We start from the raw sequence: 11,121 nt of genomic DNA on the forward strand, positions 1-11,121 counted from the left end.
GGTCAGGCGGCGATCAGCCCGCGGGGGGAGCGACGCACGGGAGCGCGCTGTCGGTGATCGCCTGGTGGTACTGCTCGGCTGTGAAGGGCAGGCCGAACTCCGGAGCGGTCTCCCCGGACGCGGCCGGCGCCTTGGAGGCGATCGCCGCGAGTTCCCAGGAGAGGTGCTGGACGAAGGCGGGGCCGCCCGTCGAGTCGTTCAGCACGACCGCCACGGTGAAGCCGGTCTCGGGGTCGGAGTACGCCGCCGTGGCGTATCCGGGGGTCCATCCGTGCTGACCGATCATCGAGCCGACGAGGAACCCTCCCCCGGTCGCCTGGAACCAGGACGGCGCCTTGTCGTCCGCGGGAAGCGGCGACCCGAAGCGGTTCGGCTCATCCTTGGTCCGCAGCGCCTGCGTGGCCTCGGCCTGCGCGTAGCGGCCGAGGTCGGTGATCGTGGAGACCGCGCCGGAGTCGGTGAACCCGGAGGTGGAGGACAGCTTCGTGGTGTCGACCGGAGCGGCGCAGTTGTATCCGCCCTCGACGGGCGACATGTAGTGGCCCTTGAGGGCGGGAGACGGCTCGGGCGCGGAGGCTCGCGGACCGGGGAGCGAGGTGTCCGCGAGGCCGAGGGGCTCCGTGACGTACTCGGCGATCAGCTCGGAGGCCGTCATCCCGGTCGCGCGCTCGAGAGCGAGGCCGAGCATCAGGTATCCGGCGTCGGAATCGCGGTAGGTGGTGTGCGGGGCCACGCGCTCACGGGCCAGGCCGTAGCCGGCGAGCTCGAGGGGAGCCCACACGCGCTCGGGCGTGTTGACCCATGCCGCCTTCACGGTCTCCTCCGAGGACCCGATGCCGCTCGTGCCGTTGCAGAGGTCGAGGAGCGTGATGTCGGACATGTCCGCGACGCCGGAAACGTACTCGGGCACGGGGGCGTCGAGCTCGACGGTTCCCTCGTCGGCGAGCGCGTAGAGCACGTCGCACGTCATCAGACGGGTCACATCGGCGATGCGGAAGGACATGTCGGTCGACAGCTCCCCTCCGCCCTCGCGACTCTGGGTGCCGGTCGCGGAGACCCAGCTGCCGCTCCACGGGACCCAGACGCCCACGATCGCACCCGAAGCCCCGGAGGCGGCGATCGCGTTGTCGACGGCAGCCTGCATCGCCGCGACGGTGTCGTCGGGCAGCGCTCCGTCGACCTGAGCGGGCGGCGTGTACGAGAACGATTCCTCGGACGAGCATCCGGTCAGGGCCAGAGCGAGCACGGCCGCCGTCGCTGTTGCGGCGCGCCACCGGCGCGACGAGAGAAGCTGCATGTGAAGAACCCCCGAAGACGTGTCTCCCGATTCTAGAGCGCCGATGCTGAAAGCCCGCCCCGCGGCCCTCCCTCGGCCTCGCGCGTAAGGTGGTCGGCGTGCCCCACACCTTCGATCCCGACGTGACCAGCGCCGTCCTCCGCCACATGAACGGCGACCACACCGACGACAACCTCCTCATCGCCCGCGCGTTCGCCGAGCCGTCCGATGCCGCCATCACGGCGTCTATCATGACCGGTTTCGACGGAGAGGCCGGCGTCTGGGAGGTGACGCGAGGGGATGCCGTGTCCGAGCTGCGCGTCCCCTGGCCCGGAGGCGCCATCGACGACCGGCCCGCCGTGCGTCGCGAGATCGTCGCCCTCTACGACGCCGCCTGCGCGCGCCTCGGGGTCGAGCCCCGCCCGCACGCCTGACCGGCTCCGCGGCTCCGTCGCGGACCTCTGCGACGTCGGACTTCCATATGAGGTAAGGCTCCCCTTACACTGAGGTCATGTCCGAGATCCTCTCTTTCTCCGCCGCCCTGCGCGAGCGTTCGTCCGGATCGCACTCCCGCAGCGAGACCGCCGGATTCATGTCCGACCTCCTGAAGGGCGAAGGCTCCCGCGAGGACTACATCTCCCTGGTCGCCCAGCACTACTTCATCTACGAAGCCCTCGAGAGCGCGGGCGAGCGCATGCGCAAAGATCCCGTCGCCGCCGTGTTCATCAGCGACAAGCTGACCCGTCTGCCCGCGCTGGAGGCCGACCTCGAGTTCCTCCTCGGGGCGGAGTGGCGTGCACAGATCACCCCTCTGCCGACCACGCGGCGCTACGTCGAGCGGATCAACCAGGTGGGCGCGACGTGGGCCGGCGGATTCGTCGCCCACCACTACACGCGCTACCTCGGCGACCTGTCCGGCGGCATCTTCATCGGTCGGGTCATGGCGCGGCGCTTCGGCTTCGAGACCAACGGCATCGGGTTCTACCTCTTCGACGACATCGCCGACCCCGCCGCGTTCAAGGACGTGTACCGCGAGCAGCTCGACGCCGCCCCGTGGGACGATGCCGAGCGCGAGCGCGTTATCGACGAGGTCCTCCTCGCCTACCGCTTCAACACCGAGCTGTTCGAGGACCTCGACCGCGCCCGCGTCGCCGCCTGACCCCCGCCGCTCCCCGGTTCGCCCGCGCGTCCGGCTCAGGTCTTCGGCAGCTCCGGGGTCGACCGCGCGATCCACGCGTCGCGCATGAAGCGACGCACATCCTCATCCACCCGGATGTCCCGGGGGCGCAGCGGCCGCGACAGGTACAGGCCGTCCAGCGAGGTCAGCCGACTCAGCGCGACATAGGTCTGACCGGGGGCGAAGGCACCGGAGCCGAGGTCGATGATCGCGCGTTCATAGGTCTTGCCCTGCGACTTGTGGATCGTGACGGCCCAGGCCAGCCGCAGCGGGAACTGCGTGAACTCGGCGACGACGTCGCGCGACAGCTTCTTGGTGTTCGGGTCGTAGGCGTACCGGAACCGCTCCCAGACGGCGGGTTCCACATCCACCTCCTCGCCGTCGATGTCGACGCGCACCGCTCCCCCGAGGATGCGCGTGACGGTGCCGATCGTGCCGTTCACCCACCGCGGGGGCTCCCCCGACATGGCGGTGTCGTTGCGGAGGAACATCACCTGCGCGCCGACCTTGAGCTTGAGCTCCGATTCCGCGGGGAGGGCCGCCTCGCCGCGTCCGAAGTCGCCGTTGATCTCGGCGCGCGCGGTCTGCTCCTTGCCCGGCAGCGCGGCCAGGTGCCGGCTGTTGATGGCGTTCACGATGTCGTTGCGCGTCGCGAGCGTGATCATCGGCACCTCGCCCGGCTCGGGCTCTGGCGGGGTGCGCGCGCCCTGCGTGTTCAGGACGTCGGCGATCTCGGCGGTCACCCGGCCGTAGCGCACCGCGTTCAGCATCGACTTGAACCCGTCGTCGGACTGCCGGTGGATCTGCACCAGTTCGCGCACGTGCAGCTCGGCGCGGGTGTCGACCTCGAAGAGCCCCTCGTTCGCCGAGCCTGCCGAATCGCTCCCCGAGCCTGTGGGGCCGGCCCAGACCTTCGCGTCGAAGAACCAGAAGGAGCGGTAGTGGTCCTGCACGTAGCGGGCCTCGTCGCCGCGCGGCGGCACGGGAGCGAGCTGGTACGGGTCGCCGAACATGACGACCTGCACGCCCCCGAAGGGCTCGCCTCTGCGCCCGCGGGCCTGCCGCAGCGAACGGTCGATGGCATCCATCAGGTCTGCATTGACCATCGAGATCTCGTCGATCACGAGGGTCTCGATCGCGTTGAGGATCCGCCGGGTCGCGTCGTTCTGGTCGATGTCCGCGTCCCCGATCAGGCCGATCGGCAGCCGGAACAGAGAGTGGATGGTCTGCCCCTCCACGTTCAGCGCCGCGACACCGGTCGGCGCGCAGATCGCGATCTGCTTCTCGGTGTTCCACGCGAAGTGCTGGAGGAGCGTGGACTTTCCGGTGCCGGCGCGACCGGTGATGAACACGTGCTCGCTGGTGTCCTCGATGAGCCGGAACAGCTCTTGCTGCTCCTCGGAGAGGGCGGGAAGGGACACGGTTCTCACAGAGGCGGAGGGCGGACACGGGGCGCCCCACCATGCTACGTCCCGGCCTCCCGTCCGGGACGCCGACGCTCGGCGTCCCCTCAGGCCGCCCTCCTAGACTGACGCCATGGAGCGGGCCCGGAGGAGCGCGTCCCGGCGCGCGCGCCTGGGCGCTGACCTCGCGTTGCTCGCGGTGGTGGGCCTGATGCTCGTCGCCGCTCTCGGAGCCGGCGGTGCCACGCTCTATCAGCAGTTCTACGGCCCGTCCGCGTTCGTGGTGCGCTATCTCGACCTGCTCTCGTCCGGGCGCGCCGCCGATGCCCTCCGCGTTCCGGGCGTCGCGATCGACCGGGAGACCCTCGAGGAGGCCGGAATCGCACCCACCGCCTCCGAGGCGATGCTCCGGCGCTCGGCGCTCGCCCCGCTGACGGACGTCGAGGTGGAATCGGAGAAGCCCGCCGAGGGCGGCACGGCCGTCACGGTCAGCTACCGGGCGAGCGGACACGAGGGCACCAGCACCTTCCTCATCGAGCAGGACGGATGGGCGGGCGTCACGCCGAACTGGCGTTTCCGCACGAGCCCGCTGGCCGTCGTCGATCTCACGGTGCGCGGCAGCGACCGGTTCGCGGTGAACGGCTTCGAGGTCGACCGCCGTCAGGTCTCCGCGGCGGGGGTCGACGCGGCCCCGCTCGACCCGCTGCCCCTGCTCGTGTTCACCCCCGGCCTGTACTCCGTTTCGGTGGAGACGCCGATCGCGACGGCATCCGGCCACGGCGTGCTCGCCGACACCCCGCTCGCCGAGACGCCGCTCGACGTGCAGACCACGCCGACCGACGAGTTCGTCGAGGTCGTGCAGCAGCGCGTGGAGGAGTTCCTCACGCAGTGCACAACGCAGGAGGTGCTGCAGCCCACCGCGTGCCCGTTCGGGCTGCGCGTCACGAACCGCATCGCCTCTCCGCCGAAGTGGTCGATCGCCCAGCAGCCGACGGTGACGGTCGTCCCGGACGGCGCCCAGTGGCAGATCCCGCCCACGGATGCCGTCGCGCACGTCGACGTCGAGATCCGGTCGCTGTTCGACGGCTCGATCGACCCCGTGTCCGAGGACGTGCCGTTCCGCCTCAACGGCACGATCGTGATCCTCCCCGACGGCTCGGCGTCGATCAGGGTCGGGTCGCCCGACGAGCCGACGATCGACTGACGGGAGCCGCGTGCGGCCTCAGCGGCCCTCGCTGCGACGATCGCGGTCGGCGAGAGCCGCGAGCTTGGCGTTGTACTCCTCGAGCTCGGCATCCCCCGTGCGATCCGCGTGCCGGTCGCGGCGCTTCTGCAGCTTGGTGTCGTTGCGGCTCCACTGGATCGCGACCGTGATCGCGAGGATCAGCGTGGGGATCTCGCCGATCGACCAGGCGATGCCACCGCCGACGTACTGATCCTGCATCGGGTCGGCACCCCAGTCGCGTCCCATCGCGCCGAACCAGTCCGCGACCATCAGCCCCTCCTGCATCATGATCGCGATGCCGAAGAACGCGTGCATGGCCATGACCGCGATCAGCGTGATCAGGCGTCCCGGGTACGGCAGGCGGTACGGGACGGGGTCGGCGCCGATCAGGCTCATCACGAACAGGTAGCCGGAGATGAGGAAGTGGATGACCATCCACTCGTGGCCGAGGTGCTCGAACATCGACCACCGCACCAGATCGGTGAAGTAGAAGGCCCACAGCGACAGGATGAAGATCGCCGCGGCGACGAACGGGTGCGTGACGACGCGGGCGAACGGCGAGTGCACGGCCCACATGATCCACTCACGACCGCCGCGGGTCCCGTCGTCCCGCTTGTGGACGGCTCGCAGCGCGAGCGTGATCGGCGCGCCGGAGACGAGCAGCAGCGGGATGGCCATCGACAGCATCATGTGCCCGAGCATGTGGATGCTGAACAGGTACTCCTGGTACGCGTTGATCGGCCCGCCGGTCACCCACACGAGCATCAGCATGCCCAGCACCCAGAACACGGTGCGGTGGATCGGCCAGCGGTCGCCGCGGCGGTGCAGACGCCACACTCCGGCGAGGTACAGGAACAGCCCGAAGCCGGCGGCGACGAGCCAGAGAACGTCGATGTCCCACTGCGTGAACCAGCGCTCGAGGGTGAGTTCAGGCGGCAGCGGCGACCCGGTGAGCACCTGGGCGGGCGTCTGCGCGAACGCGGCGGTCTCTCCGGTGGGCGGAGGGGTGCGCGCGAGGGCGGCTGCGGCACCGGACGCCAGCCCCATCAGGGCGACCTCGCACAGCACCAGCAGCCAGAACCAGCCGGCCGCGCGCGGACCGTCGAGCCGCGGGATCAGCCGTGCGCGGTACCACGCGCCGAGCAGCCCCATGCCGCCCAGCAGCGCCACCTTCGCGAGCACGATCCAGCCGTACGGCGTCCCCCACAGGGCATCCCAGCCGCCGAGCGCGACGATCGAGCGGGTGACGCCTGACACGGCGACCACGGCGAACGCGGCGATCGCCAGGGAGGAGTAGCGGCGCACGAGGCTCGCCGTGTCGACGTCCTGGCGTCCGCGCAGCAGGACGAGCAGCAGCAGACCGCCGAGCCACACCGCCGCACCGACCGTGTGCAGCAGGATCGAGTTGACCGCCATGTTGTGGCCGTCGAGGTCGCCGGCATGCCCCTGCGTCGCGAGCGGGAGGAAGGACGCGGCGGCGAGCAGCGCCGTGATCAGGGTGGGGGTCCACGACCGCCAGGCGAACGCGAGCACCGTGATGACAGCGCCGAAGATCGTGGTGATGAGCCAGGACTGCCCCAGCGGCAGCTCCAGCAGGAAACGGCCGAGCTGCGTGCCGAACTCCCGTTCGATGCTGAGCTGGGGGTTGAAGGCCGCCATGAAGGCCAGGAACCCCGCCAGACCCGCGGAGATCGTGAAGACGGCGGCGCCCACCGAGGCGATGTTGAGTGCCGCATCGAACGCCCGCTCGCCCGCACGCAGGCCGAACAGAGCCAGCACGAGGGAGCCGAGCATCACCGCCGCCGCGATGTTCATCACGAGCTTCGCGATCGGCGTGCCCCAGAGCACGAAGGGCCCCGGGTCCTGCAGGAGCGGTGGCTCGGCGCCGCCTCCGACGAGGAGCGCCAGGATCACGGCGACGAGCGCCGCGGCGAGGAGGAGGACGACTCCGGCGACGCGATACGCCGAAACGCGACTCGTCGACTCGCTGCGGGAACTCACCCCTCCAGCCTAGGCGCGCCCGGCAGGGAGAAAGCACGAAGGCCGCCCCCGACGAGCGGGAGCGGCCTGCGAAGACGTGCGGTCTTACTTGACGGCAGCCTTGAGCTTGGAACCGGCGGTCACCTTGACACGCTTGCCGGCCGGGATCTTGATCTCGGCGCCGGTCTGCGGGTTGCGGCCCGTGCGAGCAGCGGTGTCGACCTGCTCGAAGGAGATCCAGCCCGGGATGGAGACCTTGCTGCCCTTGGCAACAGCGTCGGAGACCGTGGCGAACAGGGAGTCGAGGACACCGGAGACGGTGGCCTGGCTCTGGCCGGTGGCGGAAGCGATGCTCGCGACGAGCTCGGTCTTGGTGATGGACTTGTCAGCCATGTCATCCTCCAGCGACGAAGGACCGTCGCATCGTTGTGGGTATCGGAGCGGGTGCTCCTGGTCTGTCGACCGCCTCGAATGTACCAACCACCACCCGCATTTCCGCGTCATTTCGCGGGTTTTGGGCAATTACTGGGCGTGTCGCGTCACATTCGTCACTTCCGTCACAGATTCGCGCCTGCCCGAAGCCTGTCTCAGGCACCTGGGTGGCGTCCCCGCAGACCTCGCGAATTCAGGCGATCACGCGAGAACAGGCGCTTTCGCCACCCATCTGCCTGATCCGGCGTGATCGCCTGAGCCCGTGCGTTCAGCGGGCGCGGTGCGCCTCGATCACGGACCGCGCGGTGCGCTCGAAAGCCGGTCGCACCCGGTCATCTCCATCCAGGTATCCGCCGACGAGGGCGGCGTCCCGGAGCAGCACGAGGGACGCTGCGACGTCGGCGGGGTCCGTCAGCCCGGCGCCCTCTGCGACGGCCTGCAGAGTACCGCGGAACCATTCCCGGTGTTCGTCGATCAGTTGCCGCACCGCTCCTGAGGCGTCCGGGTACTCGGCAGCCGCATTGATGAACGGACACCCGCGTGTGTGCCTGTCGCGGATGTCGGCGGCGATGCCGTCCACCACCGCCCCCAGCAGATCGTCGGGACCCGTGCCCGCCGCCTCACCCGCCGCAGCGAACATCGCCCGCAGCATCTCGTCCTCGTTCGTGAGGTAGGCGAGCACGAGGTTCTCCTTGCCGCCGAACTGCTTGTACAGGGTGGCGCGGGTGACACCGGCCTCCGCGATCACGCGATCGACGCCGACCGCGTGGATGCCCTCCTCGTAGAAGAGACGGGTGGCGGTATCGATCAACCGTTCGCGGGCGGGGCTGGGGCGCTTCGTCGTGGTGCTCATGATTGTCCTCCCTCATCGTGTCATCGGTCCCGCCGCTTCCGGGCATGATTCCTTGTTTTGGGAATACCTTGCGGTAGATAGAACGTTCGGTCTACTATCAGCGTAACGCACTTCCGATCAGCGGGAGTCGAACCAGAGAGAAGAAGATCATGAACACCGCCGACAAGACCCCCATCCTCCTGATCCACGGCCTGTGGATGACGCCCGCCAGCTGGGACACCTGGGCCGAGCGCTTCCGCGCCCAGGGCCACGAGGTCATCGTCCCCGGGTGGCCCGGCATCGACGATCGCTCGGTCGAGGACATCCGCCGCGATCCGTCCGCCCTGAAGGGCATCGGGCTGAAGCAGATCGTGGATCACTACGAGCGCATCATTCGCGCGCTGCCCGTGAAGCCGATCATCATGGGTCACTCCTTCGGCGGCGTCATCACGCAGATGCTCGCCGATCGCGGCGTCGGCGCGGCCTACGTGGGCGTCGCCCCCGGCCAGACCGCCGGCATCACCACCCTCCCCCTCTCGACCCTGTGGACCGGGACGCCGATCCTGTCCAACCCGTTCGCCCGCAACGGCGCCAAGCCGCTGTCGAAGCGGCACTTCCACTTCACGTTCGGCAACGACCTGACCCGCGCGGAGTCCGACCGCCTGTGGGAGGAGTACGCCGTCAACTCGTACAACCGGGTGTTCTTCGAGGGCGTCGCTGCAGCGTTCAACGAGAAGGGTGGCGTCACGCACGTCGACTACGCGCGCGCGGATCGAGCCCCTCTGTACGTCATCACCGGCGAGATCGACCACGTCGTGCCGCCGGCGATCGGTCGCGCGATCGTACGCAAGTACCGCTCGACGGGAAGCCCGGCTGTCATCGACTACAAGGAGTACCCAGGGCGCACCCACCGCCTGGTCAGCCAGGACGGCTGGGAGGAGATTGCGGACGATGCGCTCGCCTGGGCCGTCGCGCACACCGTCTCCACCCCGTCCGCTGCGTGACCTGCGGGGCCGCGCGGGCTCAGGCGATCACGCGAGAACAGGCGCTTTCGCCACCCATCTGCCTGATCCGGCGTGATCGCCTGAACCCAGCGAAGCGGCCGAGGGGCGGAGCGGGCCGGAGACGCGAAAGGGGCGAGGATCCGAAGATCCTCGCCCCTTGTCCGTTCCCGAGACGAGCTCAGGGAGCGGGAGTGCTTACCAGCTCGACTTGGTCACGCCGGGCAGCTCGCCACGGTGCGCCATGTCACGGAAGCGGACACGCGAGATGCCGAACTTCGTGAGGACACCGCGGGGGCGGCCGTCGATGACGTCGCGCGAACGCACGCGAGCCGGCGACGCGTTGCGCGGCAGCTTCTGCAGGCCGACGCGCGCGGCCTCGCGGGCCTCGTCGGTGGCGTTCGGGTCGATCAGGGTCTTCTTCAGCTCGGCACGACGCTCGGCGTAGCGCTCGACGATGACCTTGCGCTGCTCGTTGCGCGCGATCTTGCTCTTCTTAGCCATGGATCAACGCTCCTCTCGGAATTCGACGTGCTGACGGATGATCGGGTCGTACTTCTTGAGCACGAGGCGGTCGGGGGTGTTGCGGCGGTTCTTCTTCGTCACGTACGTGTAACCCGTACCTGCCGTCGAACGCAGCTTGATGATCGGACGGACGTCCTGAGCCTTCTTGGCCATTAGAGCTTCACACCCTTCGCCTGGAGGTCCTTGACGACGTTCTCGATGCCGCGCACGTCGATCACCTTGATGCCCTTGGCGGACACGTTCAGCGTGATCTTACGACCGAGCGACGGGACGAAATAGGTCTTCTTCTGCACGTTCGGGTCGAAGCGGCGCTTCGTCCGGCGGTGCGAGTGCGAGACGTTGTGACCGAAGCCGGGAACAGCTCCGGTCACCTGGCACACTGCTGCCATGATGTTGACTCCTTCTATACCGTGAGACCGGACGGCCTCACCCAAGATCCCTTGTCTGCACGCGACTCCACCTCGCCGCCCGCAAGACGAACTCAGGGACCGATCAGGAGGGGAAGCATGCGAACTGCGCACAGGAGCGTGCGCAGACGAAGAGTCAGTCTAGCACGGAGTCGCCACCGCGCAGGGCAGCCGCCTCCGCAGCGCCCCTCCCCCAGCGGAACGCCGACACCGTGGGGTCGCCGTCGATCCAGAAGCGCCAGGGGAACGCATCGGTCCCGGCCACACCCGCCACTCCGACGCGCGGACCGCTGATCACATCCGACCGCGGCGTCCCCAGCCAGAGCTCCGCCGTGGCGCCGTGCCACTCCAGGGACGTGATCGCGTCGATGCCGTCATGGACCGGATGCCGGAGCCCGACCGCCTGGCCGAGCCGCCCCGGCCCTCGAGCGAGGTCTCGGCGCCCCGTGCGGGTCAGCGGCAGGGCGGCACGTCGCCGGCGGGCGGCCGCGTCGAGGCCGGACACGATCTCTCCCGCGCGCAGCAGCACCCCGTCCCCCTGCCCCTCCGGTCCGCACGCCACGTTGATGCAGGAGTGGATGCCGTGGCTCAGGTAGACGTAGAGGTGCCCCGGCTCTCCCCACATCGTGGCGTTGCGCGCCGTGCGCCCCATCCGCGCGTGCGAACCGGGATCGGCGAGCTCGCCCGTGCCCTGACCGTGATACGCCTCGACCTCGGTGATGCGCACCCGCACCTCCACGGGTTCGCCGTCCTCCACCACCACCGTGCGCAGCTCCCCGCCGAGAAGGGTCGGAGCCACCTCGACGGCTGAACGCAGCACGTCGTCGCGGGTCGCCCGACGAAGCCGTTCCGACGCCGTCATC

General features: G+C 69.4%; 13 protein-coding genes. 4 read left to right on the plus strand and 9 right to left on the minus strand.

From position 1 onward, the window contains the following. Window positions 1-13 precede the first annotated feature (13 nt). On the minus strand, window positions 14-1,297 hold the full coding sequence (locus tag CSX12_RS17535; RefSeq protein ID WP_017203549.1) for a serine hydrolase domain-containing protein: 1,284 nt from the start codon (window positions 1,295-1,297) through the stop codon (window positions 14-16). 98 nt (window positions 1,298-1,395) lie between these two features. On the opposite strand from CSX12_RS17535, the gene CSX12_RS17540 reads away from it, so the two are divergent. Further along, window positions 1,396-1,710 (plus strand): DUF2470 domain-containing protein, encoded by a 315-nt coding sequence (locus CSX12_RS17540; protein WP_124896648.1) that lies wholly within the window; start codon window positions 1,396-1,398, stop codon window positions 1,708-1,710. 77 nt (window positions 1,711-1,787) lie between these two features. After that, a complete protein-coding gene (locus CSX12_RS17545) occupies window positions 1,788-2,435 on the plus strand; it encodes a biliverdin-producing heme oxygenase (protein WP_124896649.1) in 648 nt (215 codons plus the stop codon). 35 nt (window positions 2,436-2,470) lie between these two features. Here the strand turns inward: CSX12_RS17545 and CSX12_RS17550 are convergent, their stop codons facing one another. Continuing rightward, on the minus strand, window positions 2,471-3,874 hold the full coding sequence (locus CSX12_RS17550; protein WP_017203552.1) for an AAA family ATPase: 1,404 nt from the start codon (window positions 3,872-3,874) through the stop codon (window positions 2,471-2,473). Between the two features lie 115 nt (window positions 3,875-3,989). Between CSX12_RS17550 and CSX12_RS17555 the strand changes: the two genes are divergently transcribed. After that, a complete protein-coding gene (locus CSX12_RS17555; RefSeq protein ID WP_017203553.1) occupies window positions 3,990-5,060 on the plus strand; it encodes a hypothetical protein in 1,071 nt (356 codons plus the stop codon). Window positions 5,061-5,078: 18 nt separating this feature from the next. Here CSX12_RS17555 and CSX12_RS17560 read toward each other — a convergent pair whose 3' ends face one another. The 3 genes from CSX12_RS17560 to CSX12_RS17570 all read right to left on the minus strand — a co-directional run bounded on the left by CSX12_RS17560 (window position 5,079) and on the right by CSX12_RS17570 (window position 8,346). Beyond that, the gene (locus tag CSX12_RS17560; RefSeq protein WP_124896650.1) at window positions 5,079-7,082 is read right to left on the minus strand and encodes a cytochrome c oxidase assembly protein; all 2,004 of its coding nucleotides are present in this window, start codon (window positions 7,080-7,082) and stop codon (window positions 5,079-5,081) included. A gap of 84 nt (window positions 7,083-7,166) precedes the next feature. Further along, a complete protein-coding gene (locus CSX12_RS17565) occupies window positions 7,167-7,454 on the minus strand; it encodes an HU family DNA-binding protein (protein ID WP_017203554.1) in 288 nt (95 codons plus the stop codon). A 307-nt stretch (window positions 7,455-7,761) separates the two neighbouring features. Beyond that, window positions 7,762-8,346: a TetR/AcrR family transcriptional regulator gene (locus CSX12_RS17570; RefSeq protein WP_124896651.1), complete on the minus strand. Its 585-nt coding sequence runs from the start codon at window positions 8,344-8,346 to the stop codon at window positions 7,762-7,764. Between the two features lie 149 nt (window positions 8,347-8,495). On the opposite strand from CSX12_RS17570, the gene CSX12_RS17575 reads away from it, so the two are divergent. Beyond that, window positions 8,496-9,329 carry an alpha/beta hydrolase gene (locus tag CSX12_RS17575; protein WP_124896652.1) on the plus strand — a complete coding sequence of 278 codons (834 nt, stop codon included), beginning with the start codon at window positions 8,496-8,498 and terminating at the stop codon, window positions 9,327-9,329. A gap of 195 nt (window positions 9,330-9,524) precedes the next feature. Here CSX12_RS17575 and rpsN read toward each other — a convergent pair whose 3' ends face one another. The 4 genes from rpsN to CSX12_RS17595 all read right to left on the minus strand — a co-directional run bounded on the left by rpsN (window position 9,525) and on the right by CSX12_RS17595 (window position 11,120). Beyond that, entirely contained in the window at window positions 9,525-9,830 is a 306-nt protein-coding gene (gene rpsN / locus CSX12_RS17580) for a 30S ribosomal protein S14 (protein ID WP_017203557.1), read from the minus strand. Window positions 9,831-9,833: 3 nt separating this feature from the next. Beyond that, window positions 9,834-10,004: a 50S ribosomal protein L33 gene (gene rpmG / locus CSX12_RS17585; RefSeq protein ID WP_124896653.1), complete on the minus strand. Its 171-nt coding sequence runs from the start codon at window positions 10,002-10,004 to the stop codon at window positions 9,834-9,836. After that, complete coding sequence (gene rpmB / locus CSX12_RS17590) at window positions 10,004-10,240, minus strand: 50S ribosomal protein L28 (RefSeq protein ID WP_017203559.1); 237 nt, start codon at window positions 10,238-10,240, stop codon at window positions 10,004-10,006. Before rpmB ends, rpmG begins: the two co-directional genes overlap by 1 nt. Window positions 10,241-10,394: 154 nt before the next feature. Further along, the gene (locus CSX12_RS17595) at window positions 10,395-11,120 is read right to left on the minus strand and encodes a DNA-3-methyladenine glycosylase (RefSeq protein ID WP_124896654.1); all 726 of its coding nucleotides are present in this window, start codon (window positions 11,118-11,120) and stop codon (window positions 10,395-10,397) included. Window position 11,121 lies beyond the last annotated feature (1 nt).

Origin of the sequence: Microbacterium sp. Y-01 (assembly GCF_003856715.1) — a bacterium.
Classification (GTDB): Bacteria; Actinomycetota; Actinomycetes; order Actinomycetales; family Microbacteriaceae; genus Microbacterium; species Microbacterium algeriense.

What these genes read in the sequence shown, in the direction of transcription:
- CSX12_RS17535 (WP_017203549.1), bottom strand. Translation starts at nt 1,297, where the DNA reads ATGCAGCTTCTCTCGTCGCGCCGGTGGCGCGCCGCAACAGCGACGGCG.
- CSX12_RS17545 (WP_124896649.1), top strand. Translation starts at nt 1,788, where the DNA reads ATGTCCGAGATCCTCTCTTTCTCCGCCGCCCTGCGCGAGCGTTCGTCC.
- CSX12_RS17555 (WP_017203553.1), top strand. Translation starts at nt 3,990, where the DNA reads ATGGAGCGGGCCCGGAGGAGCGCGTCCCGGCGCGCGCGCCTGGGCGCT.
- CSX12_RS17565 (WP_017203554.1), bottom strand. Translation starts at nt 7,454, where the DNA reads ATGGCTGACAAGTCCATCACCAAGACCGAGCTCGTCGCGAGCATCGCT.
- CSX12_RS17570 (WP_124896651.1), bottom strand. Translation starts at nt 8,346, where the DNA reads ATGAGCACCACGACGAAGCGCCCCAGCCCCGCCCGCGAACGGTTGATC.
- CSX12_RS17575 (WP_124896652.1), top strand. Translation starts at nt 8,496, where the DNA reads ATGAACACCGCCGACAAGACCCCCATCCTCCTGATCCACGGCCTGTGG.
- rpsN (WP_017203557.1), bottom strand. Translation starts at nt 9,830, where the DNA reads ATGGCTAAGAAGAGCAAGATCGCGCGCAACGAGCAGCGCAAGGTCATC.
- rpmG (WP_124896653.1), bottom strand. Translation starts at nt 10,004, where the DNA reads ATGGCCAAGAAGGCTCAGGACGTCCGTCCGATCATCAAGCTGCGTTCG.
- rpmB (WP_017203559.1), bottom strand. Translation starts at nt 10,240, where the DNA reads ATGGCAGCAGTGTGCCAGGTGACCGGAGCTGTTCCCGGCTTCGGTCAC.
- CSX12_RS17595 (WP_124896654.1), bottom strand. Translation starts at nt 11,120, where the DNA reads ATGACGGCGTCGGAACGGCTTCGTCGGGCGACCCGCGACGACGTGCTG.